This is a genomic window from Streptomyces sp. HUAS 31, from assembly GCF_028198125.1.
In the GTDB taxonomy this organism is placed as follows: Bacteria; Actinomycetota; Actinomycetes; order Streptomycetales; family Streptomycetaceae; genus Streptomyces; species Streptomyces chartreusis.
Map to the genome: position 1 here is coordinate 3,454,688 of NZ_CP116353.1, position 25,424 is coordinate 3,480,111.

The 25,424-nt window shown below is 66.5% G+C and carries 27 protein-coding genes and 1 pseudogene; 7 read left to right on the forward strand and 21 right to left on the reverse strand.

Features of this window, described 5'->3' with window-relative positions; genetic code table 11:
- Positions 1–84 precede the first annotated feature (84 nt).
- From PGH47_RS15180 to PGH47_RS15220, 9 genes are all read right to left on the reverse strand, one after another.
- Positions 85–402 carry a SpdD-like protein gene (locus PGH47_RS15180; protein ID WP_271663878.1) on the reverse strand — a complete coding sequence of 106 codons (318 nt, stop codon included), beginning with the start codon at positions 400–402 and terminating at the stop codon, positions 85–87.
- 24 nt (positions 403–426) lie between these two features.
- Positions 427–582, reverse strand: coding sequence for a hypothetical protein (locus tag PGH47_RS15185; RefSeq protein ID WP_250093016.1), 156 nt, complete (start codon positions 580–582; stop codon positions 427–429).
- A gap of 5 nt (positions 583–587) precedes the next feature.
- Positions 588–797, reverse strand: coding sequence for a mobile element transfer protein (locus PGH47_RS15190; RefSeq protein ID WP_271663879.1), 210 nt, complete (start codon positions 795–797; stop codon positions 588–590).
- A 21-nt stretch (positions 798–818) separates the two neighbouring features.
- Positions 819–1,481 (reverse strand): DUF2637 domain-containing protein, encoded by a 663-nt coding sequence (locus PGH47_RS15195; RefSeq protein WP_271663880.1) that lies wholly within the window; start codon positions 1,479–1,481, stop codon positions 819–821.
- 73 nt (positions 1,482–1,554) lie between these two features.
- Complete coding sequence (locus tag PGH47_RS15200) at positions 1,555–1,740, reverse strand: hypothetical protein (RefSeq protein WP_271663881.1); 186 nt, start codon at positions 1,738–1,740, stop codon at positions 1,555–1,557.
- Positions 1,741–1,742: 2 nt separating this feature from the next.
- Positions 1,743–1,949: a hypothetical protein gene (locus PGH47_RS15205; RefSeq protein WP_271663882.1), complete on the reverse strand. Its 207-nt coding sequence runs from the start codon at positions 1,947–1,949 to the stop codon at positions 1,743–1,745.
- Positions 1,950–1,962: 13 nt separating this feature from the next.
- Positions 1,963–2,151 carry a hypothetical protein gene (locus tag PGH47_RS15210; protein WP_271663883.1) on the reverse strand — a complete coding sequence of 63 codons (189 nt, stop codon included), beginning with the start codon at positions 2,149–2,151 and terminating at the stop codon, positions 1,963–1,965.
- A gap of 77 nt (positions 2,152–2,228) precedes the next feature.
- On the reverse strand, positions 2,229–3,575 hold the full coding sequence (locus PGH47_RS15215; RefSeq protein WP_271668064.1) for an FtsK/SpoIIIE domain-containing protein: 1,347 nt from the start codon (positions 3,573–3,575) through the stop codon (positions 2,229–2,231).
- 14 nt (positions 3,576–3,589) lie between these two features.
- Positions 3,590–3,949 (reverse strand): SCO3933 family regulatory protein, encoded by a 360-nt coding sequence (locus tag PGH47_RS15220; protein WP_271663884.1) that lies wholly within the window; start codon positions 3,947–3,949, stop codon positions 3,590–3,592.
- 191 nt (positions 3,950–4,140) lie between these two features.
- On the opposite strand from PGH47_RS15220, the gene PGH47_RS15225 reads away from it, so the two are divergent.
- Together PGH47_RS15225 and PGH47_RS15230 are read left to right on the forward strand one after the other, a co-directional pair.
- Positions 4,141–4,461: a putative quinol monooxygenase gene (locus PGH47_RS15225; protein ID WP_271663885.1), complete on the forward strand. Its 321-nt coding sequence runs from the start codon at positions 4,141–4,143 to the stop codon at positions 4,459–4,461.
- On the forward strand, positions 4,458–5,696 hold the full coding sequence (locus PGH47_RS15230; RefSeq protein WP_271663886.1) for a helix-turn-helix domain-containing protein: 1,239 nt from the start codon (positions 4,458–4,460) through the stop codon (positions 5,694–5,696). Before PGH47_RS15225 ends, PGH47_RS15230 begins: the two co-directional genes overlap by 4 nt.
- A 259-nt stretch (positions 5,697–5,955) precedes the next feature.
- Here the strand turns inward: PGH47_RS15230 and PGH47_RS15235 are convergent, their stop codons facing one another.
- Positions 5,956–6,474 (reverse strand): cupin domain-containing protein, encoded by a 519-nt coding sequence (locus PGH47_RS15235; RefSeq protein WP_271663887.1) that lies wholly within the window; start codon positions 6,472–6,474, stop codon positions 5,956–5,958.
- 1,051 nt (positions 6,475–7,525) lie between these two features.
- Here PGH47_RS15235 and PGH47_RS15240 point away from each other — a divergent pair.
- The 3 genes from PGH47_RS15240 to PGH47_RS15250 all read left to right on the forward strand — a co-directional run bounded on the left by PGH47_RS15240 (position 7,526) and on the right by PGH47_RS15250 (position 11,874).
- Positions 7,526–7,831 (forward strand): hypothetical protein, encoded by a 306-nt coding sequence (locus tag PGH47_RS15240; RefSeq protein ID WP_271663888.1) that lies wholly within the window; start codon positions 7,526–7,528, stop codon positions 7,829–7,831.
- Positions 7,832–8,409: 578 nt separating this feature from the next.
- The gene (locus PGH47_RS15245) at positions 8,410–11,049 is read left to right on the forward strand and encodes a tetratricopeptide repeat protein (RefSeq protein WP_271663889.1); all 2,640 of its coding nucleotides are present in this window, start codon (positions 8,410–8,412) and stop codon (positions 11,047–11,049) included.
- 483 nt (positions 11,050–11,532) lie between these two features.
- Positions 11,533–11,874 (forward strand): hypothetical protein, encoded by a 342-nt coding sequence (locus PGH47_RS15250; RefSeq protein WP_271663890.1) that lies wholly within the window; start codon positions 11,533–11,535, stop codon positions 11,872–11,874.
- Positions 11,875–11,880: 6 nt separating this feature from the next.
- On the opposite strand, the gene PGH47_RS15255 is transcribed toward PGH47_RS15250, so the two are convergent.
- The 3 genes and pseudogenes from PGH47_RS15255 to PGH47_RS43250 form a co-directional block, all read right to left on the reverse strand.
- The gene (locus PGH47_RS15255; RefSeq protein ID WP_271663891.1) at positions 11,881–15,186 is read right to left on the reverse strand and encodes a type ISP restriction/modification enzyme; all 3,306 of its coding nucleotides are present in this window, start codon (positions 15,184–15,186) and stop codon (positions 11,881–11,883) included.
- A 233-nt stretch (positions 15,187–15,419) separates the two neighbouring features.
- Positions 15,420–16,112, reverse strand: a complete 693-nt coding sequence (locus PGH47_RS15260) for a hypothetical protein (protein WP_271663892.1) — start codon at positions 16,110–16,112, stop codon at positions 15,420–15,422.
- Positions 16,113–16,151: 39 nt separating this feature from the next.
- Positions 16,152–16,391 (reverse strand): annotated as a pseudogene (locus tag PGH47_RS43250) (competence protein CoiA family protein); the annotation flags it as partial.
- A gap of 609 nt (positions 16,392–17,000) precedes the next feature.
- Here PGH47_RS43250 and PGH47_RS15265 point away from each other — a divergent pair.
- A complete protein-coding gene (locus PGH47_RS15265; protein WP_271663893.1) occupies positions 17,001–17,825 on the forward strand; it encodes a hypothetical protein in 825 nt (274 codons plus the stop codon).
- Here the strand turns inward: PGH47_RS15265 and metF are convergent.
- The 5 genes from metF to PGH47_RS15290 all read right to left on the reverse strand — a co-directional run bounded on the left by metF (position 17,743) and on the right by PGH47_RS15290 (position 22,380).
- The gene (gene metF / locus PGH47_RS15270) at positions 17,743–18,678 is read right to left on the reverse strand and encodes a methylenetetrahydrofolate reductase [NAD(P)H] (protein ID WP_271663894.1); all 936 of its coding nucleotides are present in this window, start codon (positions 18,676–18,678) and stop codon (positions 17,743–17,745) included. The two genes, PGH47_RS15265 and metF, sit on opposite strands and share 83 nt — an antisense overlap.
- A gap of 97 nt (positions 18,679–18,775) precedes the next feature.
- Positions 18,776–19,126, reverse strand: a complete 351-nt coding sequence (locus PGH47_RS15275; protein ID WP_107905463.1) for a DoxX family protein — start codon at positions 19,124–19,126, stop codon at positions 18,776–18,778.
- 96 nt (positions 19,127–19,222) lie between these two features.
- Positions 19,223–19,828 (reverse strand): NADPH-dependent FMN reductase, encoded by a 606-nt coding sequence (locus PGH47_RS15280; protein WP_107906211.1) that lies wholly within the window; start codon positions 19,826–19,828, stop codon positions 19,223–19,225.
- A gap of 117 nt (positions 19,829–19,945) precedes the next feature.
- Positions 19,946–20,863 carry an aldo/keto reductase gene (locus PGH47_RS15285; RefSeq protein WP_271663895.1) on the reverse strand — a complete coding sequence of 306 codons (918 nt, stop codon included), beginning with the start codon at positions 20,861–20,863 and terminating at the stop codon, positions 19,946–19,948.
- A gap of 5 nt (positions 20,864–20,868) precedes the next feature.
- Positions 20,869–22,380, reverse strand: a complete 1,512-nt coding sequence (locus PGH47_RS15290) for an MFS transporter (RefSeq protein WP_271663896.1) — start codon at positions 22,378–22,380, stop codon at positions 20,869–20,871.
- Between the two features lie 66 nt (positions 22,381–22,446).
- Here PGH47_RS15290 and PGH47_RS15295 point away from each other — a divergent pair, with 66 nt between their 5' ends.
- Complete coding sequence (locus tag PGH47_RS15295; protein ID WP_271663897.1) at positions 22,447–23,112, forward strand: TetR/AcrR family transcriptional regulator; 666 nt, start codon at positions 22,447–22,449, stop codon at positions 23,110–23,112.
- Positions 23,113–23,116: 4 nt separating this feature from the next.
- Here the strand turns inward: PGH47_RS15295 and PGH47_RS15300 are convergent, their stop codons facing one another.
- Genes PGH47_RS15300 through PGH47_RS15310 form a run of 3 tightly spaced genes read right to left on the reverse strand, consistent with a single transcriptional unit; the run spans position 23,117 to position 25,420 of the window.
- A complete protein-coding gene (locus PGH47_RS15300; protein ID WP_271663898.1) occupies positions 23,117–23,599 on the reverse strand; it encodes a nuclear transport factor 2 family protein in 483 nt (160 codons plus the stop codon).
- Positions 23,600–23,630: 31 nt separating this feature from the next.
- Positions 23,631–23,843, reverse strand: coding sequence for an acyl-CoA carboxylase subunit epsilon (locus PGH47_RS15305; protein WP_030954389.1), 213 nt, complete (start codon positions 23,841–23,843; stop codon positions 23,631–23,633).
- Positions 23,844–23,857: 14 nt separating this feature from the next.
- Complete coding sequence (locus tag PGH47_RS15310; protein WP_271663899.1) at positions 23,858–25,420, reverse strand: acyl-CoA carboxylase subunit beta; 1,563 nt, start codon at positions 25,418–25,420, stop codon at positions 23,858–23,860.
- Positions 25,421–25,424 lie beyond the last annotated feature (4 nt).

The window sequence follows — 25,424 nt, forward strand, 5'->3', positions numbered from 1 at the left end:
TGCCTTTCGGGTCCGGTGGATCGGGAAGGTGGAAGGCGCCCGGAGCGGCGGAAGTTTGGCGACCGAGGCCGCTCCGGGGGCCGGTCAGCGTCGCTTCGCGTCGGAGGCGAGCAGGGAGCGCAGGACGACGGCGCACACGGCGACCGAGGCGCCGGTGATGGCGACCGCGAGGAGCATGGAGACCAGGACGGCGCCGACGACGAGGACCACGACGGTGCCGCCGCCGACGAGGGCAAGCGCGGTGCCGGGGGTGAGCTGGACCACCGGACGGGACGGCGCCGGCGCCACCGGGACAGGCGGTGGGGTCTGGGCGGCCGGAATAACGGCGGTCGGCTCGACCACGGCAGGCGGGGCGGTGTGGCCGGTCGGGGTGGGCATGGTTGGAATCTTGGGGCGAAGCATGGGTGAACTCCTCTCCAGGGCTGGTTACTTGACGAACGGGTCGATGGTCGGGGCGAGCAGGCTGCCGGCGAGGATGTAGCCGCCGATCAGCAGGACGAGCACGAGCCACAGCGGCGGGCGGACAAGCTTGACGCCGACCACGGCCAGGCAGGCGATGAAGAACCACAGCGGCACGGACACGGGTGTTACCTCCCTCGGTTCTCGTACTTGCTCTTGATCCGGCAGTGGTGGCCCTTGGCCGCGATGCACACGGCGCCGTAGCTGGAGTACTCGGCCGACCAACCGCACTGATCGGCGGTGCAGGAGGCGACGAAGCCCTTCTCGCCGTCCCGCGTGAGGGCACGGCCGATCTCGACGGGGCCGTAGCGCACGAGGCGCTGGAAGAGGAAGCCCATGTCCTTCAAGTCCTTTCAGAATCAGGCGAGTTGGGCGGCGATAGCGTCCGCCATGGCGGGCGGGACGTTGAGGCGAGCGCGCAGGGTGTCGAGGTCGATCGGCGAGCCGGTGCGCGCCCGGTGGTCATCGGCGAGCCGGCGAGCATGCGCCACGAGCGCCGGCGGGGCCTCAATAGCCGGAGCCGCGGGGGCTTCGGGCAGGGCCGGGGTCGGTTCCGCGGCCGGGAGCGTCTCGGGTTCGGCAGCCGGCTCGGGGGCGCGCGTCACCGTGGCCGGTTCAGGAGCGTCCGGGGCATGGTCGTGGTCGGCGGGTGCCGGGCGGAGTGTGGGGGCGTGGGCGAGCAGGGTGCCGCCGAGGAAGGCGAGCGCGGGCCAGCCGGCGACGCCGAGGCGGAGCAGGGCGGGCGGGTGTTCCATGTCGAGGAAGCCGGCGGTGGCGACGTTCGCGCCGAGCGAGGCGACCAAGGCGACCAGGAACCAGCACCAGGCCAGCCGGGAAGGGCCGTCCGAGCGCAGCCGGCGCCATGCGGCCACGAGCAGCAGGTCGACGGAGACCGGATAGGCCCAGGCTTTCCAGCCGGTCTGTCCGGCGGCTTGGGCAAGGTCGTGCAGGTGGGCGAAGGACAGCGCACCGGCGATCACAGCCTGAATAAGGACGGCGTCCGGGCGGATCGAGCGAGTCATGTCGTCACCTCCCTTGCGGGGTTGGGCCGGGGCGGGGCGGGGATCGAGTCCGGCCGCCCAGCCCCGGCGGGGTTCAGTCGGCGGTTTCGCCGGAGCCGAGGCAGGCCAGGCACAGGCCTGTCTGTTGGCCGACGGGGCGGCGCTTGCGGCCGACGTGGACGGTGCGGGAGACCTCTCCGGTGCCGTTGCACGGCTTGCACTTCTCCGGCTGTGGCACGGTGGCCTTGCTGCGGGCGTTCGGCTTCCTCGCGGTGGGCACGGTCACCACCCCTGGCCGGGGCACTCGGGGCCCTCGTTCGGGTCATAGCCGGGCGGGAAGGTCCCGGGCGGCGGCTCGGGCAGCGACGCTGCCAGGCACGGGCCCACGGCATCCACGAAGTCCTGGTCGGCTTCGAAGGTGTCGGCGTAGAGGGCGAGTTGGCCGAGTAGGACGACGGTGCGAGCGAAGTCCTCGCAGTTGGGGCACATGGTCGGCGTCCTCCTACTTCGGGTAGCGGTGGGGGTAGCCGGAGCCCTGCTCAGCACGGTCACTGGTGTGCTGGGCATGCAAGGCGCCACCGACGACCTTCGAAAAGTCGTCCGCGCCCTGGCAGCTCTCGTACTTGCGGATGTCGTTGCTGAACTTCGAGAGGCGAGACCGGTCATCGGCGAAGCTCTCGCGGTTGCTCATGACGCCTCCTGTTTCGGGCATGGGACGGTTAGGGACCTGGCGTGAGACGGTCACGCCGACCGGGATGGGCAGGGGGGTCAGGCGGCTTCGGCGAACGGTTCGACCGTCGCGGGCGCCTTGACCGGGTCGAGGTCGAGCACGGGCCGGAAGCGGGCCAGCTCCGGGATGTCCGGGGTGAGGCCGGCGTGCCTGTTGCAGGCGGTCACGGCTTCCCGCATCGACGTGTGCGGGGCCCGGATGCGGGTCCAGTCGCCGTTGGAGTGGCCGACCACAGCCATGCCGGGCCGGTCGTTACGGATCTGCGTGGCAGCGAACACCGCGTGCGGGGACACGTCGCCGAACGCCATCTTCGCGGACGACTCGTCGTTGACCCGATGCGCCATACGACCCGTGAGCTGAGCGCGCAGCATGGTGATGCCGTCACCGAGTTCGGAGCCGAAGCGCTGACCGTAGATGTCCAGGAAGATACCGGCGGCGCGGCCGAGCTGGGCCAGGCGGACCAGGGCGACGATGATGCGCTCACGCCGCTTCTTCTCCGCCGTGGTGGTGAACAGGGCGAGTTCGGCGATCTCGTCGATGGTGAGCACCACCGGCACCGGCCGCAGGTACTCGGGCAGGCCCCAGATGTTCGCGGTGATCTCCGCATCCGGGGTGTCGGCGCTGATCCGCTGTTCCCGACGGATCACCTGATACGTCGCCTCCATGCGCGCCACCAGCGCTTCCAACAGATCGGCCGCATCATCCGGGTTGTCCGCGAGCGCCGAGAACCGGCGGGCCAGCGGAGAGAGTTCCACGCCGTTCTTGCAGTCGATGCCCACCAGCGCGACACGCTGTGCGGCGAGTTCCTTGATGACCCGGCGTTGCGTGACGGACTTGCCGGAACCGACCGCGCCGAGGGTGACTGAGTGCGGCACCTCCCTGTAGTCGCGGTAATGCACCGAGCCGTCCTCACACAGAGCGACCGGGATACGCAACTCACCCCGCTCGGTGCGCGCCGGCATCTGCACCCGCTTAAGCACGTCGTAACCGGTCGTCGCGATCTCGACCACTCCCGGCTTGATCTCGCGGGAGGTGACCTGGTGGACGCCGAAGGCATGCCGCAGCCGGTCGACGGCCGCCGAGTAGTCGAAGGTGTCCTGTCCCGGCATCATCCGGATCCGCAGCCGCAGGCCAGTCCGCGTCGGCTTGATCCACATGAGGCGAGGGACGCGCTGGCGCGGCGTCTGCCACTTGAAGAGCCGGGCCAGCCACAGCCGGAACCGGGAGGCGGGCACCGTCAGGTCACAGGCATCCATGACCGACGCATAGCGGATACGGACCTTAGCCGTGGCGTAGACGACACCAAAGGTCATCCAGAACCAGGCGGGGAAGCGCCACCGAAGCAGCAGCGCCAACCCGGCAATATCCAGGACGACGGCGATCATTAACCACTTCACGGTCAGGCCGCCTTCAGGTTGTTCGCGCCGCCGGCGTCCACGGCGGTGACCGCGACCGCGCGGAAGCTGATGCCGTGCCGCTTCTGGCCGTTGAACTCGTTCTCCCACGGCCGCGCCACCAGACCGGTCAACGCCACCTGGGTACCCATCGCGAGCTCACCGGAGATGGCCGACTCGCCCACGGTGACCTTGACGACCTCGGCGTTGCCGTTCATCACGAACAGCACGTCCAGCGTCACCAGGAACTCGCCGGTCTGCCGGTCCGCAGCCCGCTCCTGGGTCTTCTGGTTCACGTACTTCGGCTGAGGCGGCTGAGCCACCATCAAAGTCGCGCCGGCGGTGTCCACGGGGATCTGCTGCATGATGGAACTCCCTTTTGGGATGAGCCCCGGGCTGCGTTGTGATCTTGGCGGATGGCACGCAGTCCGGGGCGGCTTGTTGTTGCGACACCACCGAAGCTACTCGCAGAAAAACTGCGGGTCAACAGAAAAACTGCGACTAGTAGGAGAACTCCGAGTCTGCGAGACTGAGTGCGACAAGGAAAGGTGGAGAAATGAACACCTATGGGCTTTTTGTTCGCTTCACGTTGCGCGATGGAGCAGGCGAGGCGTTCGACGCATTGATCAGAGAGACCACCGCGGGAATCCGGGCGCACGAGCCCGGCACGCTGGTCTATGCATGCCACGAGGTCGAGGGCGCGCCCAACGAGCGGATCTTCTTCGAGCTGTACGCCGATCGCGCAGCCTTCGAGGAGCACGAGCGTCAGCCTCACACGCGTCACTTCCTGGCCGAGCGCTCCAAGTACGTCAAGAAGACCGAGGTTGACCGCCTTCAGCCGTATGCCGGCAAGTACCCCGCCGGAGCTGAGAAGTGACAGGTTCAGACACCAAGACTGCCGGCCAGAGAGTTAAGGAGCTGCGTCGCGCCGCGGGCATGTCCCAAAGCGACCTCGCTGCCGCAATGGGCCGCTCCGAGAGCTGGGTGTCGCAGGTCGAAAGGGGCGTACAGCCCGTTGAGCGCCTGTCGGTCCTTCAGGCTCTCGCCGACGCACTCAACGTGCCTGTGCGCGATCTACGGCCGGAAGCCGCCGGCACCGTAGAGGAAGCCGAGCCAGAGGATCAGACGAAGAGCAACGACCTCGACGGACTACGGGTAGCCCTTACCGGTCACCCCGCGCTTGGCAGCCTCTTCCAGGAGTCCCCGACCGAACCGACTCCCTCGATTGCCGACTTCCGTCAGCAAGTCGACGAGGCATGGACTCTGGTGCACGCATCGCGCTATGCGGCGCTGAGCGATCACATCGCCAAGCTACTCCCGAGCATCGAGACCGCAGTACGCCACGCGCCGGCAGGCGACCGCATGGAACTTCATGCCCTACGCGCCAAGGCGTACCAAGTGGCCGCGGCGAGCTTCACCCGGCAAGACCAGGCAGACGCAGCATGGGTCGCGGCCGACCGAGCACTACAGGCGGCCGAACTCGCAGGACAGCCGTTGGAAGTCGTCGCGAGTCTGTTCCGAATGGCCCACGCCTTCATGCGGCAGCAGCATATGGACCAGGCCGAGCAGGCAGCGCAATCAGCTGCGGCCGTCATGGGCCCAAGGACAGAGGCCCCGGCTTGCCCGCCGGAAGAGCTGTCGCTGTTCGGCGCCATGAACCTCGTCCTTGCGGTGATCAATGCGAGAGAGGGCAACCGAGGGCGGACCCATGAGCACATCGAACGAGCGCGCGGAGTTGCGGCGCGGTTGGGCGAGGACCGCAACGACTTCGACACGGAGTTCGGGCCGACGAACGTCGAGATCCACGCCGTAAGCACGGCAGTGGAATTGGGGGACGCGGGGCTTGCCCTGGAGGTAGCCAAGCACGTTGACGCATCGGGTCTTTCGCCCGAACGGCAGTCACGTTTCCTGCTTGACGTGGCGCGGGCACACGCGCAGCGGCGACACGTCGGCGAGGCCACAGCCGCACTCATGGAGGCCGAGACCCTGGCGCCCGAACAGATCCACGATCACCACTTGGCCCGCGAGGTCATCCGGGACTTGATCCAACTCTCAGACCCTCGTGTCCCCGAGTCGCTGCGCAACTTGGCCGAGCGAAGCGCCGTGATCTAGTGCTGTGACCGCAAAGGTTCGCCGGGTTGGTGGTCGTGGCGTTGAATTTGCGGTGACCGTCGATCCGACCTCTGGAGCCACGGGTGGCTGAGCCTGTTCGTGTGCACAGACTGACCGACCAGGTGGGGCAGAAGCTGCAGCAGATCGTGCGCCGCGGCAGTAGGCAACTGTGGGTCAGATAGTCGGCTTTGGCGAAGCCCGCGTTCCGCGTAGTTCAGCGGCCTGGGGCGGTGTTCTGGCTGGTCAGCGGGTTGTGAGTTTACGCTCCCGGCGGCGGCGTCAGCCCGAACCGCGCGATGACGTCCGGCAGCCACTCCGGCTGGCCGAATTCGAGCCCGTACTTGGCCACGAGTGCCGGGATCGCGTCCGCGGACGGCGGCGGGCCGTCGGCGAGCATCTCGGCCATCTCGCGGAAGCAGTTCTCGAAACCGGCCGGGCTAATGATCTCGATCATGCGGGCAGGGACTGAACCGGCGTTCCACATGGCGTGCAGCTCGCCGCGCGGCTTGGTGATGTAGCCGCCCTGGCCCAGCACGGCTTCGCGGTCGCCAGAGCGGAAGCCGATCTCGCCTTCGGTGACGATCGAGTACTCGTCCTCGCGGGTGTGCAGGTGCGGCGGCACCATCGCGCCGACCGGGAACGGGTGCTCGACGACCGACAAGGCGCCGTTGGTATCGGCACCCCAGAGCTTGAAGACCACCCCTATGGAACCGAGGAAGCCCTCGGCGCCCTCGCCGGGGCGGACGACCGTGAGCGGAGGGACCAGTTCCTCGGTCATGGCGATCACTCCTCTGATCGACTTCGAGAAACACTGGTGTCTTGCTAAGAGTGTCCACCCCGGACTTCCTGGGTCGCATCTTGGCGACCTAGACGATGTACGCCTCGTCGGCCTCGGCCCTCCCCATGCGCCCAATCCAGGCGCACAGCCAAACCGAGGCAAGCGGTGTCAAGCATCAGGTGAGGCCACAGCGTCAAGCATCAACCGAGACAAGACATACGCCACGTGCGGCGACGCGGACAGAGTTTCCCTACTTCATCAAGGCTCGCTGCGCTCGCTCATGCGCCGCCCCTGGTCCACTTTTCAGCCGTCGCCGACATCGGCCAACGGCGCTCATCAATCATCGCCAACCCGACCGCCTCGCACTCCGCCCAAGCGCATCAATGGCCGCTCACGGCCCGCATGCCACCACCACGATCCGACCTCAGAGGAGGAAAGACGCAACAGCAGCCGGACCTCAACGCCCCGGCGTCCAAGACCACCACGCACCCCTTTCCACCCGGTTGCCTACACCAGTAGGTCGGATCAAACCGAGGGCCGCGCAAGCGCGGCGGCGCCGGCCGGTCGCCGCCGTGCCGCCTCCATGTCTTCGCCACCGGCCGCACGTCGCCGCCCGTCCGTCGCCACACGCAGCGGCCACATTCCAACACGGGCACGGGGGCAGATGTGATCCCCAACGATGCAGGTCAAAGACGCTTTGTGTCGCCGAAAGAGGCCGGATCGTGGTGGTCGCATGCGGACCGACGCTGCCAGATGCGCGGGCGTTCATGCGGCCCGCTGATCCCGCACCAGGTCACCGGCCGGACGGCGGACGCAGCCATGAGAAGGGGAGAACCCCGTCGTGGCTGGGGCGGTCGGCTCCACGACTTTAGCCAGCCACTTTGGCGCGAGCCTCGAAGATCATGGCCCCAACGTCGTGCTTTACCGGGCAGGTCCACAGACTGCCCGACTCGCCGGAAGCTTACGGGGCCATGATCACTCGCGCCAAAGCAGCTCCCGGCCAAAGTCGTTCCGCCGACCTCACGGGTAATCGCCTTGTATCGTCCTGGACGTGAACGACAAGGCTCTCAGGGCTATATCACAGTGGTTGTGGACCCTCTCAGTACTGCTCTTTGTGCTTGCGCTCTCCAGCTATCTTCAACCGCAGGCTGCAGAAGCCATGGGGTCCGCCGCCGAGGATGAACCAGTAGCGGTAAGCGCTGCTGTCGCGATCATCAGCGCTGTCACAGGGTTGGTGACTGCCGTTGCTGGCCTGATCACAGCCTTGGTGGCCTTGCGCGCCACACGGACCACCACCGAAGGCACGTCTAGCAACTCCGCGAGCGCCGAACCCTCCGTCAGCAACGACGGCGCTTGAACGCGATCTCCAACTAGGGCCAATTCCGTGCCAGAACAGGCGGGGACTCACGAGGAACTCCGGTGCCCCTAAGCACCCAGCAGCAGAGCCGCCCAGGACGGCAAGGCCGCAGGTCAGCCCTGCCCCCAACCAGCCTCGCTCGGAAAGCGGTGGCGGCTGGCAAGGCTGGTGGTTGTACAGCAGCGAAGTACACCAACCATCGCAACCAACCCCGACCATCACTGGCCCTGATCGACCGTCTGGCGTGCCTGACAGACCTCAGCAACCACCGCGCCCATAATTCGCATTTAGGGATCAAGCGACTTACACTGACGAATAAAGATGGAGCGGTCCTGCTGCCCGCCTGACCCTCAGGGCATGGTCGGCTCGAACACCTCGCACTTGAGGCAAGACCCGATAATCAAACTCCCATTCGACGAACACGGCCCGCCCCTTCAGCCACGATGCAAAGTGGCGACGCGTGTCACACAACGAGCGTCTGTTACGTATGATTGCTCAGTGAGTCACAGGCCCACTAGCGCGGCGAGTTGTTGGTGGGTTCTGATTGTTTTGGCCGAGTTCTTCATGCTGGGGGGCATATGACGACCTTCGACTCCAAAATCCTCGATCGGATGTGGCAGCGCGTCGAGCAGAGCAAGCTCGATTCAGATATTGCATACTTCCATGATCTCATGCTGCTGGGCGAACTCGCTGTAAAACTCATGACTGTGGCCACTTTGGCCTGCGTTGAGAGTGATCGTGATCGGCAGCGCTATAAAATTGAATACCAACTCTCTCGAGCAGACGGGATCGGCGAGTGGGGTCGCGCTTTCAGTGAGGTTCTCGTGGGGCCTGCTAGTGCCTTTATTGCCACTGATGCGCGCCCGTTCGTACGCGAGTTTACGGAGAACTTCCCCCACGGGTCAGATTCATGGCAACGTACCGCAATTGACGCACTGAGCGCTGCGACGAAATCTATCGACGGCACCCTAGAGGAAGCTCCACGGAAGTCCAGCATTCAATGGTGGGCGACAGCGTTTGCCGCACTGCGCAATAGAACGAGGGGACATGGCGCAATCACTGGAGTGAAGTGCTCCGCAGCCGCGCCACTCCTAGAAAAGTCGATAACAGCACTCCTAATGGGCTGCTCAATATTTTCTACACCATGGATATATCTCCATCGGAATATTTCTGGAAAATATCGAGTTTCCCTGATTGCCGGAAATGCGGAGAGGTATTCACATCTTAAGAGCGAAAGAGACCACGCGTATCAGGACGGCGTCTACATTGGGATAGCTGACCATCTGCTGGCCGTTCCGCTAATTTCGAGCGACGTCGACGTCCAAGATATATTCGTCGCTAATGGTGGATACAAGCCGAAATCGACTCAGGTCCTCACCGCAAGCTATGAGCTGCTCTCCTATATTTCGGACACTCGGCATCGGCAAAGCGCAGAAGCTTACCAAACGCCACCCGAGTCGCTTCCCCCCAGCGAAACCGAGGGCAATCCGAATCTCGATGTCGAGGGAAACTCGTTTGCCAATATTCCCCCGGGCCTGCCAGATTACATCAGACGACCTGACATAGAAGATGAAGTAATCGCCCTCCTTAAAGAAGTTGACCGCTATCCAATTGTTACTCTCGTCGGACGGGGCGGGATCGGCAAAACTTCGCTCGCACTTGAGGTTCTCCATAAACTAGCCGAGGCCGGCGACTACTTCGCCATTCTTTGGTTTAGCTCTCGCGATATTGACCTGCTACCTACCGGACCCAAACCGGTTCGTCCCGCAGTCCTCTCGAAAGAAGACATTGCAAGGCAATTCGCCGCGTTGATGCACCCCAGCTCATTCAAGGAGAAGGGGTTCAAAGCAGCCGAGTATCTCGCCCAAAGCCTCTCTGAGCGCGATCCGAATCGACGTCTTTTGCTAGTTTTCGACAACTTCGAGACGGCTGCACATCCAATTGAGCTTTACCAGTTCATCGATTCTTACGTGCGGAGCCCTAACAAGGTTCTCATAACAACACGCATGCGGGATTTCAAAGCAGACTTCCCAGTGGAGATCCGCGGACTCAAGCGCATCGAATTTGAAGACCTCGTGATGAACACTGCCCGTAAACTGGGAATCGAAGGCATTCTAAATCATACCTACATTGAGTCGCTTTACGACGAAACAGACGGGCACCCATACTTTGCCAAAATACTTCTAGGTGATGCCCAGCGAGAAGGCAAGGCCGTACCCGTTAAGCACCTTTTCCTAAACAAAGAGGACTCACTCAGAGCTCTGTTTGAACGGTCTTACGGGCTCTTGACTCCGGCTGCGCAGCGCGTATTTCTGACCCTCAGTAACTGGCGGTCGCTTGTTCCACGAATGGCCCTCGAAGCAGCGCTGCTCAGGCCGCAGAATGACACAATCGATGTAAGCGATGCTCTGAGTCAGCTTGAGCGCTACTCGATGATTGAAGTTGTCACGGATCAGCAAGGAGATGAGTTTCTACGCACGCCTGTCACCGCTAGCGTCTTCGGTCAGAGCAAACTCAAGCTTAGTCCCTTTAGGGCTGCAGTCCTCGCTGATACAGCCCTCATCCAGCAATTCGGCCCAATGCAAGTCATCGATGTTACCCGGGGCATGGCTCCTCGTGTCGAGCGAATGATTAAAGTCATCGACGCACTCCGGTTGCGCACCGAAAGCTATGAGACTCAGATGCGGGCTCTGGAGTACGTTGCTGATCAGTATCCTGACGCTTGGATGAGAATTGCAGAGTTCTACATGGAGAGCCCAAAGGAAGAGGACTGGGTAAGAGCCAGAACGTCAATTGAACGATTCTTGGAGAAAGATAGCGAAAGCGTTAGAGCGCTTCGAAAGCTGATCGGGATCAATCGGCGCTTGTCGGATGTTGCCGGTGAACTGAATGCACGCACCCTCCTGGCCGAGATTCCGGGGGTGGAGTATTCGGAGATCGCTAACGCGGCTAGCTGTTTTGCTCATGCGCAAAGCAATCAACTGATCCAGATGGACCCTGAAGCCCGCCATCTCGCCGTCATGAATCTTATCAGCTTGATGGACGATCGAATTGACGAGGCCACCCCTTCTGAACTCGGGTTCCTAGCATGGCTTTTCATTTACGCGAAGGATGCGATGCGTGCGAGCGAAATCGTGAGAAAGGGATTGGAACGCGATCCGTCGAACCCACACCTCGCCAAGCTGAGTCGCACGCTGAAGGATCAGGGAGAGAGTTAGCTAAGGAGAAACACGCGTACGGACAGAGGGCCAAGCCGCGGGAGCGTCTCAGTCGCACACCGTGGGTGTCCAACTTCGTGACACCGTCGACCGGCAGCACGGACACCTTCGCGTATCTGCGAACCATCACAACAGGTGAGATGCGCAGCGGGCCAAGGCCAAGCGTCGACTCCCAGTCGCTTCGGCACCTGATCAAGAACAGCCCGGCTCCAACTGATCACGCAGAGCGCCTGCGGTCCAGGGCATGCCCTCTTCACGGCAAAAAGGGGCTCGAGAGCTGGTGGGTAGCCGTTGGTGGGGGCGACGCCTTCACGGACAGGCGATGCGCACAGAGCCCCGGGCAGGCTGGGGATATAGATCTATTTCAGGTGGAAGTTGTGTCGAACTCGGCCCTGATGCACGGGACTGCCCCTCTGTGCTGCTAGACATGCAACCGTGCACTCAGCTCTCTCCCCTTCGCAGCTTCAACTTCTGCAACACCTCATGCTCGCCGAAGTCTCACACCCCGATACCGATCCCATGGCGGTGGCGGTGCGAGACCTCGAAGAAGCGAGCATCGCGGACGACGTGCGAACTCTCAGCTGGATGGGGCTGCTGGAGGTCAAGGGTGAGCGTCTGGCCATCACGCCGCACGGGAGGGCAGTGCACTTCGAAGCCGAATGCGCCGTGCTTTCGGCGCGACTGGTCGAGGTGAGCCTCTTCGCGGACGACCTCCAGCGACGCACACCCTCACTCGATGCAGAACTGCACGCACTCCGCCAGCTCGCCAACGGTGCATGGAGCGTGACGGAGGCAGTGGCATACGTAGAGCGCCGGGGCCACTGACCGCGCCTATGCCTCCTCCTCACCGGCCTCGATGGGGAGTTCGACTCGGCGGTGGGGTTTGCGGGCCTTGTCGGGGACCGGCAGGATGCCGACCCCCTCAAGGTCGACTGCCGTAATCGTGGGAGCCGCAAGGATACGGTCCAGCAGGTCCTGCTGTCTGGGGGCGAGGTCAACAAGCCGACGCAGCACGGAGAGCAGTTCGATCAGGTCCCGCGACCAGTTGGCCGGCCAGGACTCGACATGCAGGTCGTCCAAGGGGCTGGTCTTGCGGCTGTTGGGGTTGGCCTTTCGGTAGCCGAACCACTTCTTGATGATCTGCATGCCGCCGACGTCGTAGTTCCATACGTCGGCGGGGACAGGGCTGACGTGCCCGCCGCCCAAGTGCAGGGTGCCGGTCATTTCGGCATACCGAATTTCGGCGGGGACTTCCGTTCCTATGTACTGGTCGTAGCGGAGCCGGCGCGCATCTCCTAGCGGAAAGAGGACGTCTCCGGCCGGTCGGCCATCCTCCGGATCGGCATAGCGCTCCCCGTACGTCGAGGCCCACAAGAGGTGTTTGCCCAGTTGTACCGCCTCACACCACAGGGCGGGATCGCGGGTGAGCGGCAGCCGCACGCCAGGGGTGAGGAGCGCCTCGGTAAACCGCTTGGTGAATCCGGCGTGCCCGGCTACAGCGGCCGCGTATGCAGCCAGATCGTGCACCGTGACGTGGTCGAGGCCAAGTTCGGCGGCGAGGTAGGCGAGGAGACGCGGGTGCACGTTGGGGGTGCCGTCCGGGTGGAGGATCGGCATGATCTTGCCACCGCGGCCGTTGAAATGGTGGGTGTCGGGGAGCAGGGACGTGGCGACGATCGCCGGACCGGTTTCGATCTCGTGCGAGGACTGCTGGTTCAGGAAGAGCTGATCCGGCTGCATGGCTTCCCACAACTCAGGGCGGGGGCGGTCGACGACACGGCTGTCGGAGATCAGCCACTGCCGGTCGAAGCTGCGCATGGCGATGGGTACCAGGTCAGGCGTCAGGTCTGTTTCGTCCGCAAGTGACCGGAGGTGCTCAGGCTGTCCGTACAACGGAGCCCTGCTGTCGTGCAGTGAACGGTCTCCTGTCTCCTTGAGTAGTTCCGCCTTCTTGACCGGGTCGTCCTCATGGATCAGCCGCGCCCATCGCTTCTCAAGCACCTGCTTGCTGGGGCCGTTCACCCAGGAGCGGTTGGCCTTGATGCCCGGGTTTCCCCAACGGAAAAGATCGTCGAGAGCGGGGTAGTCTTCCCACCCCGTCTCGGTGGTCGGACGGAAGGGGCGGGTGGCATCCGAGTGCGTGTCCTGCCAGCCGTCGTCGTCGAGTCGGATCTCTTTGAGCTGGCGGTACTTGGCGCCTCGCTTGCCGTGCACGGCGCGGTAGTGGATACGGGCGGGCCGCTCAGGATCCGTGTCTTTGCTGCGGACGAAGATGCAGATGGCCAGTGGCTGAGCGACACCCGGGAAGATCCGGCTGGCCACATCCGGGCGGTGCCCTTCCGGAGACAGGTCAATGATCCAGCCCTCGTCACAGGTGCGCCGCAGATAGTCCCGCATGCCGCGCCCGCCGGGCCCGGTGGTGAAGCCGGAGGGCGTAATGAAGGAGACGACTCCCTGCTGGTCCTGCGGATGGGCGTCGAAGACCTTCCACGTGGCCCAGCGCCAGAAGTAGACGTAGAGGTTCTTCAGCACATGCTCATAGCGGCCGTTGCCAGGCCACTTGAATGCCTCGATGGGAGCCACGCCCTGTGCGGGTGTGCCCTTCTCGACCCAGCCGCCGCGGCCCTTGGCCTTGTCGTCGTAGGGCGGGTTACCGATCGCGACTGTGACCGGCGTGCTGGCCTTCACCCGGTTCGCCCGCTTACGGGACTCTGAGATCACCCCGTACGTCGAGGCAAGGGTTTCCTCAGCCAGATACGGGTCGTCCAACGTATCGCTGACAAACAGCTTCATTCCATCCGGCGGTGCGACCGCTTGATGCCGCTTAAGCAGATCAGAAGTCCGCAGCTCTGCGACGGCGAAGGGTCCCATCTGCAGCTCGAAACCGATCAGGCGCTTCGCCAGATCGCCTATCGCATCTGGCGCTGCTCCGGGGCCGATGTTCTCCGCCGCCCAGGCGGCGACATGCTCGATAACCGCGTGAAGGTAAGTGCCCGTCCCCATTGCCGGGTCGACGATGCGCACGCTCTCGTCCGCGTATCCGTCCAAGCGGCTCAAGCGGGTACGCAGCACGTCCTCGGTGAGGCGAACCATCTCCTCGACCACCTCGCGCGGGGTGTAATACGAGCCGCTCTTCTGCCGCAGCTTCTCGTCGTACACCTCCAGGAACGACTCGTACAGGTGCAGATATGCATCCCGCCGGCCCTTACGAATCGCTGCCCAGTCAACTGCGTCGATCACCTGAATGAGCAGATCGAGGCTGACCTCGAAGCTCACCGTGATGTTGTCGGTGAGGAGCTGAAGGGCCTTGCCCATCAGGGCATGTCCGGCATCCAGCCGCCGACCAACCTCATGCAGCCCCACCCCCTTCAAGGAGATGTCCTCGGTTCGTGCCAGCAACAGCGCGAAAGTCACTGCCTGGGCGTAGCCGTCGGCGAAGGTGGCATCATCGGCCGTCGGAAAGAGCAGCTTGCGCCAGTCGTTCTTCAGTCCTGTGAACCGCAACTCCTCGGGTCGCGCGCCCTCCGCTGCATACCTTCCCTCGAACTCCAGTTGCTCCAGGACCGCCGCGCGCAGGAGGCGGCACAGCGGCGCAGTGCGCCGGACCAGGGCGGAAGCTTGACGGATTGGCTCGGGAACCCAGTGCAGGAAGGTCCTGAGGAGACTACTGAACGCTGCAGGCTCACGGGCGGTTAACGAGCGTCCCGCGCTGGCCAAATCGCCCTCGAAGACGACCGGAGTGCCGATCTGCTCCCCGGTGCGGAAGAGCCGCCATTCTGTGCCGTTTGTGTAGAGCACGTTCGGCAGGTCGCGCAGTCGCTCCCACTGCCTCTTGTTACGCCCCGTGAACTTCTCCGGATCAACCGGATGACCAGGGCGCTTGACTTCGATGTAGCCGACGATGTCGCCGTGAACCTCAACCGCATAGTCGGGGCGCACACCTACATCGCGCAGAGGCGTTTCAGAGTGCCATAGAACGCCGTCCATGGCATCGTGACTGCCCACGGTCTCTAGGAGCTTCTGCAGCGGCGGACGGATGGACGCCTCGGGGTCGCCCGGTCCGTTCACCATGTCCTTGCACGACGCACCGAAGGTCGATATGGCCTCAGAGAGCCAGTCGAACTGCTCCTGCGTCACTCCCGCACCCCCACGCGCTGTCGATCACGGCTTGAGAGTATGTCAGGTTCGCAAGAAGGGCGAGACGAAGTCTCCTCGTCACTAGCGGAGTTGAGGGATGAGCTGTCTGGCAGGGCGTCGCGGACTATCTGTGGACGGGCCCAGCTCAGCAGGTCACAGACGTTGCTCTGACCAGCAACGTTTAGTGTGACCGAAGCGCCCTCCGGAGCCGTGTTCACGTCGCCCGGCGGTCGCTACGGCAACAACGCTACGACGCGGGTGCCCTCCGGAGCCGAGCGGAGCAGGGTCTGTCGAGCGGTGTCGCTGGCAACGAAGATGACCATCCGCGTCAGGAGCTTCCAGTCAACCTTGGAGGGGTCAGGATGAATGACTCCGTATGGCCGCCCGTCGACGCAGACTGGCACTCCACATGCCCAGTTCCAGGCGACCCAGTGGGGCCTAAATGATGGTTCCTTTTCTGTCTCCGCACGTATCCATTCGACAACCGCGGAGTGCAGGGCCTGCCATGTGCCTTCTGGGAGGTTCTCCTGCCACTCTTTAACTAAAATGCGGTTGGCCTCGGGCGACTTGCGGGCGCGCCACTCCAAGTTCTCCCGGGCCTGTCGTTGCCGCCCCTCTCGTTCATCTTCGCCAAATCGTGCCGCGACGGCGAGGTGATGAGGCGAGCTCCACACTTCCGACCAGGAACAGCCGCTCATATGGATCTGCTCCGTAGGTCGGTGAACCACCACGCCCCCCTCAACAACCTGTCTCACGAACGTCGAGAGTTTGATTTCTAGGTGGTGCCAGAAGCCATGCTTCCTCAGAGGGCACTGCCAGGGCTTCTCGTGCACATAACACTCTTCGATCTCAAAGAAGGCAGGTCCTGCAGTGACTTGCCAGTCCGGATCATCCGTAGGCGGAGCAGTGACCACTATCGAGGGCACGGCACCATGCCAAGGCAGCAGGCGCGTGGACACCCAGCAAACGCCAACGCCGTCGGCAGCAAGGTGTTGGGTGCGCTCATGGATCTCCTGGAGTGTGATCGCGGATAGCTGCACCTCCCATGCCATCTGGACAGCGCCATCCGGGGAGGACGACAACACATCGGCACGCCAATGACCACCTGGACCGCGCACCTCTAACTCTGCTTGGTGTCCCGCCGCGCGAATGGCAGTGGTCAGCTCCAGCTTCAGCAGGTGATGCTCTAAGGACTCCCCCGCCATTACGCAGTTGGGCCCGCTTGGGTCGTGTGCGAAGTATCGCGTTCGCCGAGGTGAGACTTTGGCATGTACGCGGTGTCCACACTCGGGACAAGTCAGATCAACACGTGGCCGCACTCGATGCACTGCTTCCCAAGACCACCCACACCCAAGATCCGTCAGAGTCGCATCCAGCAAGCCCCGCACCGCATGCCGCGCAGTTAACGACAAGTCGTCACCCCCTGCTTCGCCCACTCGATGGGCAGTGAACTACTCACAGCTTGTCCGCTCTCGATTGCGAAGCCAACCGCAGAGAGGATGGGTCGAGCAGTCACGTGCGAGTACATCGGGGAGCACCGAGCATCGGCACCCTTCGACGCGATGCCGCCGCCTGCCTGGCCCACTACCTTGCCGGCCTGGTCGTCCGCCAACGAAGCCCGTGTCGAATACGTGTCGAAGTTGGCCACTTGGGCGTCACCATTAGCGGCATGCGTGCAGGTCAGGAGGCCAGGACAAGAGCAGTGACCATGGCCCTTCTAAGCGCTTGGCCGCAGGTTCGAGTCCTGCCGGGGGCGCCCAGTCTCCGCCCTCCTTCGGGAGGGCGTTTTTGCTGTTCAGGGGGAGGTCCGGGCGGTGGGGCGGAGCCTGGTGTGGCTGTTGGTCGGGGTCGTCGCGCTCGGGGTCGGGATCGCCTCGGCCCTCCAGGTTCGCGGGGCGCTTGAGCGGGAGCGGGAGTATCGGGTGGCGTCCAAGTGCGCGTCCGTCCCCGTCACTGCCTCCGCCTGCCTCTGGGAACAGGAATTCACCGTCCGCAGCGCCGATACGAACCGGCGGGAACGGAAGAAGTCACCGGAAGCCCTGCTGGTGCTGCCCTCGGGCAAGACCTGGGACGTGACGTTTCGGCAGACCGGTCCGGTGCTCTCCGGGATGGAGCCGGACGACGAGGTCGTCGGAGTGATCTGGCACGGGCGGGTCGTGGAGGTACGGGACGCCGACGGGCGACGGCAGCAGACCTCCGCCGGCCCGGTGGGGTGGCCCGCGGACCGGCTGGGCGGCGCGCTCGCCTGCGTCCCCGGCGGGCTGGCCGCCGTCGCGGGCGGGCTGTGGGCCCTTCTCGCGCGGGGCAACCGGCGTCACGCCGCTGCGGCGACCGTGGTGCGGTGGCACGGTGTCGCCATCGGCGCGGCGGCCCTGCTGACGCTCTGGGCGCAGTCGGGCAACGACTGGCCGATGTGGGCGCTGCCGGCGATCTGGGGCCCGATCACGCTGATCCTCCTCGCCTGCATGACGGGCTTCGTGATCGCCGCCCTGCGCGGCGGACTGGAGGACGACGAGCCGGCCGGCCCGCAGGGGCCGACACCGCCGCCCCCTCCCCCTACGCCGCCGCCCGCACAGCCCTCCCCCTCAGACCCAGGTTCCGATGGATCTCGTACGTCGCCGGTGAGCGGTTCAGGGTGATGTAGTGCAGGCCCGGGGCGCCCTCGGCCAGCAGGCGGGTGGCCATGTGGGTCGCGTGGGCCACGCCGATGCGGTGGCCCTCGGCCGGGTCGTCGCGGGCGTCGTCCAGGCGTTGCGCCAGGTCGGCCGGGAAGGACGCGTTGCTGAGCTGGGCGAAGCGGCGGATCTGGCGTACGTCGGTGGCCGGCATGATCTCCGGGATGATCGGCGTCGTGCAGCCGGCCGCCGTCACCCGGTCCCGCAGGCGCAGGTAGTCCTCGGCGTCGAAGAACATCTGCGTGATCGCGTAGTCCGCGCCGGCCCGGCACTTGGCGACGAAGTGCCCGATGTCGCTCTCCCAGTCCGGTGAGCGCGGGTGTCGTTCGGGGAATGCCGCCACCCCGATGCTGAAGTCGCTGATGTCCTTTACCAGGGCGACGAGTTCATGGGCGTGGGTGAAGCCCTCGGGGTGCGGGATCCAGGGGCCGTTCGGGTCGCCGGGCGGGTCTCCGCGCAGGACGAGGACGTCCCGTACCCCGGCGTCGGCGTACTGGCCGATGATGTGGCGCAGTTCGGCCACGCTGTGGTCCACGGCCGTCAGATGGGCGACCGGCCGCAGCGTGGTGTGGGTCGCGAGCCGCCGTGTCACCTCGACCGTGCGGTCCTTCGAGGAGCCTCCCGCCCCGTAGGTGACCGACACGAAGGTGGGTGACAGCGGCTCGATCCGGCGTACGGCGTCCCACAGGCCGCGGGTGCCGGACTCGGTCTTCGGGGCGAAGAACTCGAAGGAGAACGTGGGCGTGCCGGCCGCGAGGTCGCGGGCGAGCACCTCGCGCAGGGTCGTCGTCGTGCTGCTGCGCAGGGTCGTCGTCATGCTGCTCCCTGGTGGACGCTGGGCGCGGGCAAGGGCGATCGGCCCGTACGGGGCGTCCGTACGGGCCGAGGGGCGGGCGCGCGTGCGGCGCGCGCCGTCACAGCGTGGCGAGGCCCAGTACCAGCGGGGCGGCCGACACCAGCACCAGCACGAAGGGCACCGGAACGCCCTTGACGTCCTTCACCCGCAGGTGGGAGATGACCGCGCCGATGAAGAAGAGCACCACGCCGATGGCGGCGGCGATGCCCAGCGGCCGGTAGAAGATGCCGATCAGCAGGCCCGCGGCACCGGCGAACTTCAGCAGCGCCAGCATCGTGTACCAGCTGCTCGGCACGCCGAGCCGGGTCAGCGTCTCCACGATGTCCTTGTCCTTGACCAGCATGCTGCGGCCGGAGAACACCAGCAGGAACGACACGATCACGGCGAGCACTATGTATGCGATGTACATGACTTCTCCGGGGAGTGGGAGGGGTGAGCGGAGGGGACGGGCGGGGGGAATGGGAGGGGGCGGGGGCCGGACCGGCCTGCCCCCGCCCTCGCCGCGTCAGGCCTCGGGGTTGTACGGGGACTTGGCGCGGGCCTCGTGCAGCGCGTTGCCCCACCAGGCGAGCTCGTCGAGCATCACCTTCAGGGCGCCGTTGGTGCCCTCGGCGTCACGCGGGGCGCCGTCCTCGCCGAACGCCTCCCAGTAGAACGGGAAGGCCAGCCCGTCGCGGATGGTGACGGCGTGCATCTCGGCGAAGACCTGGCGCAGCTGCTCGACGGCGCGCAGGCCGCCGCTCTGGGCGCCGTAGGAGACGAAGCCGACCGGCTTGGCCTGCCACTCGGTGAAGTGCCAGTCGATAAGGGCCTTCAGGGAGGCCGGGAAGCTGTGGTTGTACTCGGGGGTGACCACGACGAACGCGTCGGCCGCCGCCAGCTTCGCGGAGAGCGGGAGCATCTCGGCCGGGCGCACCTCCTCGGTCGCCATGGCGGGCGGCGTCGCCGGCAGGGAGAGCGGCAGCTCGGTCTCGGAGAGGTCGATGACCTCGACGTCGAAAGCGCTGTGCTCCTTGGCCAGGCCGGCGAACCAGTGCGTCACGACCTCGCCGAACCGGCCCTCACGGACCGAGCCGAGGATGACGGCGAGCTTCAGGGTGTTCGTGGACATGCTGAGGTGCTCCTTCATCAAGTGCTTCACATAAGAGGTGAGAAGGGATGAGAGGGGGGTGACCGGGTGGTGGCGGCGGCTTCCGCTCCCGCCGGGAACTCACGCTCCGCCGGGAACTCACGCTCCCGCCGGGGACACCGCGTCGAGCCGGGCCAGTTCGGTGTCGGTGAGAGCGATGCCCGCGGCGGCGACGTTCTCCTGAAGGTGGTCCAGGCGCCGGGTGCCGGGGATCGGGGTGACGGGGATCCCCCAGACCCGGGCCCTGTGGTGGACCCAGGCCAGGGCGATCTGACCGGGACGTACACCGTGCCCGGCGGCGATGTCGCGCAGGACGCCCGGCAGGTCCTCGCGGCCCGGGAAGGTCCGGGCGAGCTGTGCCGAGCGGTCGTCCCGGGCGCTGAGCAGTCCGCGTCCGTTCGGTGAGAACGGCACGACGCCGACGCCGAGTTCGACGCAGTCCGCCACCATCGCCTCGATCCGCCGGGCGCCCAGCGACCACTCCGACTGCACGGCGGAGACGGGGTGCACGGCGTGGGCGCGGCGCAGTTCCGCGCCGCTGACCTCGCTGAGCCCGATGTGGCGCACCTTGCCCTCGGCGACCAGGCCGGCCATGGCGCCGATGGTCTCCTCCAGCGGCACGTTCACATGCGGACGGGCGAGGTAGTACAGGTCGATGACGTCGGTGCCGAGCCGCTTCAGGCTGGCCTCGCAGGACGCCCGTACGAAGGGGGCGTCGCCGCGCATCGACCAGCTGTCGCCGGGGCCGAAGACGACGCCGAAGCGGGTGCACAGCACCACCTCGTCGCGCCGGTGGCGCACGGCCCGGCCGACCATCTCCTCGTTGCGGCCGCGGCCGTACATGTCGGAGGTGTCGATCATCGTGGCGCCGAGGTCGAGCGCGCGGTTGATGACGGTGGCGGCCGCGGACGGGCCGGTCGCCGTGGCCGGTTCGGTCATCCGCATGCAGCCGAGTCCCTGGACCGGGGCGACGAGGCCGGTGGCGCCCATCGGCGCGGTCGGAATTGTCGTACGCATCCCGCTCACCCCTTGTCCGTGCCGGCGGCGGTGCCGGCTACGAGGCGGTTGACGACCAGGCCGGACAGCGCGCACAGGCCGGCCACCGTCCACAGCACGAGGTGCCAGGCGTCGGTGTACTGCTCGGCGAGGAAGGCGTGGGACTCGCCGCCGAGGTCGCCCGCGGCCACCCGTCCTGCCTGCTCGCGGCCGCCGACCTCGGACTGCATCAGGCTGATCAGGGCGGCGCCGAAGACCGCGAGGACGAGCGCGTTGGCGCCGCCGCGGGCGGTGTTGAGCAGTCCGGAGGCCATGCCGATGCGGTCGGGGGCGACGTGCTCCATGGCCTGGGCGTCGATCAGCGCGGCGGCCAGGCCGTTGCCGACGCCGATCAGCAGCAGCGGGCCGATGAGCTGTACGGCGCCCGAGCCCGGGGCGAGCACGGTCATCCAGGCGTTGCCGGCGGCGATCAGGGCGATGGCGAGGGTGATGAGGAGCCGGGCGGACACGCCCTGGTTGACCAGCTTTCCGGCGAGTGGGGGCACCGCCAGGACCGGCAGGGTCATCGCCAGCATCAGGGTGCCCGCGTCGCCGGCGGAGAAGTCGCCGGCGCCCTGGAGGTAGGTCGGCAGGTAGACCAGGACGCCGACGGTGCCGACGGCCGTGGTCAGGGCGGCCAGCAGCCAGCCGGTGAAGGGGCCGCCGCGCAGCAGCGCCAGGTCCAGGACCGGGTGTTCGGTACGCCGTTCCAGGGCGACGAAGACCACGAGCATCAGCGCTCCCGCGCCCAGGAAGCCGAGCACCCTGGGGCTGGTCCAGCCCGCCGACGCCACCTGGTTGGTGCCGTACATCAGGCCGATGATGCCGAGGACGAAGGCGATGGTGCCCGGCAGATCGAACCTGGGGCGGTGCTCGGCGGCGGACTCCTTCAGGAACAGCGTGCCGATCACGAGCAGGAGGCCGACGCCGGCGAAGGCGCCGAACATCGCGCGCCAGTCGAGGGCGCTGACCAGCCAGCCCGCGAAGGTCGGGCCGAAGGCGAGGCCGACGCCGACCGTGGTGCCGACCATGGCGAAGGCGCGGGTGCGGGCGGGCCCCTCGAAGCTGCTGCCGAGGATCGCGCCGCCGCCGGCCATCACGCCGGCCGCGCCCACGCCGGACAGGGTCCGGGCGGCGTCGAGGACCAGGATGTGCGGGGCGAAGGCGGCGGCCGCGGTGCTGGCGACGTAGAGCACCGCCCCGACGGCGAAGATCCGCCGGCGTCCGAAGAGGTCGCCGAGCGAGCCCGCGACGAGCATCAGGCAGGACGCGGCGAGGAAGTACCCGGTGACCACCCACTGCAGGGCGCCGCCGCTGCCGCCGAGGTCGGCGGCGATGCGCGGGAGCGCGACGCTCGTGCCGGACATCGCCATCGGGACGATCAGATAGCCGAGGAGCACGGACCCGAGGGTCAGCGCGGCCCTGACGCGGCCCTCGGAATCGGGGGATCCGGCGCCGGACGGCACCCCTGCCCGGTCGAGCTTCTGCGATGCGCTCATGAAGGTAAAGTACAACGTGCATTGCACTGTGTAAAGTGGTCGTTGTAATCGACCAGGAGGTGCCGCATGACCAGTGCAGACAGCGGGCGGAGCAGGCCGCGCAAGGGGTTCCCGGAGAAGCGGCGGGCCATCCTGGACGCCTCCCGGAAGGTGTTCGGCCGGGTCGGCTACCAGGGCGCCAGCATCGACATGATCGCCACCGAGGCGTCGGTGTCCACGCGCACGATCTACAACCACTTCGAGAACAAGGAACAGCTGTTCTCCACGGTGCTCATCGAGAGCTCGGAGCAGGTCGCCGCCGCCCACGAGGCGATGATCGAGCGATGTCTGGGCCGTACGTCGAGCGCGGCCGGCCTGGAGGCCGACCTGGTGTCGCTCGCCATGGACTGGGTGCGGCCGCGCCCGGAGTTCACCGACCACTTCGCGATCGTCGCCCGGATCAACGCCGAGGGCGAGAACTTCCCCGGCGACCTGCACGACGCCTGGCAGAAGGCCGGCCCGCTGCGGGTGCAGCGCACGCTCGCCGCCCGGATGGCCCGGCTCGCCGAGAGCGGCCTGCTGCGCGTGCAGGACTCCGAACTCGCCGCCCAGCACTTCGTCGTGCTCGTCACCAACACCTGGGGCCGCGGCCAGGCGGGCGTGGACGCGCTGACCGACGCCGAGACGCACGACATCGCGGCGGCCGGCGTCCACGCCTTCCTGTACGGCTATCTGCCCCGGGACGGCGGCTGAGCGCTCAGTGCCCGGAGTTCGGGCCCTGCCCCGCGTTCCACACCAGGTCGAAGGTGAACCGGCGGATGCGCCAGCCCGCCGGGGTGCGGGTCAGCTCGGCCTCGTAGTGCCCGCCGATGTCGAAGTGGGCGGCGGGCTCATCCGGCCGGCGCACATGCACGGCCATCAGATGGGCACGCACCCGCGCCGCGTCCTCGTCGCCCCCGGGGTGGAGTTCGATCGTGTAGTTCCCGGCGAGGTGGTGGGTGCGCTCGAAGGTGGTACGGGCCATCTGCTGGAAGCCCGCGAGCCCCTCGAAGCCCTTGAACTCGCCGAAGGGGAACGTGAGATGGACGTCGGCGGTGAACACCGAGTCGAACCAGGTGTCGTCGTGCCGGTTGGCGTCCAGGTGGTGGACGTAGCGGTCGCACACCTCGGTGATCGCGGCGCGGTCGGTGAGGGTACGGACCTGGGCGCCGAGCTGCGCCAGCTCGTCAGGCGTGGTCATGGCTGCTCCTCTTCTCGGGTGGTCTCTCGGTTCAGTGGCCGGTGCCGCGCCAGCCGCGCGGGCCGGTGAAGCCCCGGTCGCGTTCCAGGCGCCGCCAGCGGGCGACGGCGCGGTGGCGGCGGGAGAGGTCGTCGGGCTCGGCGCCCAGGGCGGCCGTACGGGAGAGCAGGACCGCGGTGAGCGCGGCCAGCTCCTCGGGGCCGGGGCTGCCCTTCTCCACGCGGAACAACTGGGTGGGCGTCATGGTCGCGTCCCCTGTCACTGCGGCGGGTTTCCGTGCTTGCGGCGGGGCAGGTCGGCGTCCTTGCCGGCCAGCATGGCGATGGCCCGGCAGAGCACCGAGCGGGTCTCGCGGGGGTCGATCACGTCGTCGACCAGGCCGCGTTCGGCGGCGTAGTAGGGGTGGACCAGCTCGGTGCGGTACTCCTCGATCTTCCGGCGGCGCATCGCCTCGGGGTCCTCGGCCGCGGCGATCTCCCGGCGGAAGACGACGCCCGCCGCGCCCTCGGCGCCCATCACCGCGATCTCGTTGGTGGGCCAGGCAAGCGCGATGTCCGCGCCGATGGACCGGGAGTCCATGACGATGTAGGCGCCGCCGTACGCCTTGCGCAGCACCACCGAGACGCGCGGGACGGTGGCGTTGCAGTACGCGTACAGCAGCTTGGCGCCGCGCCGGATGATGCCGTCGTGCTCCTGGTCGACGCCCGGCAGGAAACCGGGCACGTCGACCAGGGTGACCAGCGGGATGTTGAAGGAGTCGCAGAACTGTACGAACCGCGCGCCCTTCTCGCTCGCCCTGATGTCCAGCACACCGGCCATCGAGGCGGGCTGGTTGGCGACGATGCCGACGACATGGCCGTCCAGCCGGGCCAGCGCGCACACCAGGTTGGTCGCCCAGGCCGCGTGCACCTCCATGTACTCGCCGTCGTCGACGAGTTCCTCGATGACCGCGCGGATGTCGTAGGAGCGGTTGCCGTCCGCCGGGACCGTCTCGAGCAGGGTGTCCCCGGCGCGGTCCACCGGGTCGGCGCCGCGCACCGTCGGCGGCAGTTCGCGGTTGTTGGCGGGCAGCAGGGACAGCAGGTAGCGCACCTCGGCGAGGCAGGTCTCCTCGTCGTCGTAGACGAAGTGCGCGACACCGGAGACCCCGCCGTGCACATCGGCGCCGCCGAGCTCGTTCTGCGTGACCTGCTCGCCGGTGACCGTCTGGACCACGTCGGGGCCGGTGATGAACATCTGGGAGATGTCCCGTACGGCGAAGACGAAGTCGGTCAGCGCGGGCGAATAGGCGGCGCCGCCCGCGCAGGGGCCGAGCATGACCGAGATCTGCGGGATCACACCGGAGGCCCTGGTGTTGCGGCGGAAGATCCCGCCGTATCCGGCGAGCGCGGACACGCCCTCCTGGATCCGGGCGCCGGCCCCGTCGTTGAGGGACACCAGCGGCGCCCCGGCGGACAGGGCCATGTCCATCAGCTTGTGGATCTTCTGCGCGTGGGCCTCGCCGAGGGCGCCGCCGAAGATGCGGAAGTCATGGGCGTAGACGAAGACGGTACGGCCGTCGACGGTGCCCCACCCGGTCACCACCCCGTCCGTGTACGGCCGTTTGGCCTCCAGCCCGAAGCCCACGGCGCGATGCCGGCGCAGCGGTTCGACCTCGGTGAAGCTGCCCTTGTCCAGCAGGAGCCCGATGCGTTCGCGAGCGGTCAGCTTGCCCTTGGTGTGCTGGCGCTCGGTGGCCTTCGGATCGGGGCCCTCGCGGGCCTGTTCCTTGATGCGGCCGAGTTCCTCGACGCGGCCGGGCGTGGTGGTGGTCTCCCCCATGTCA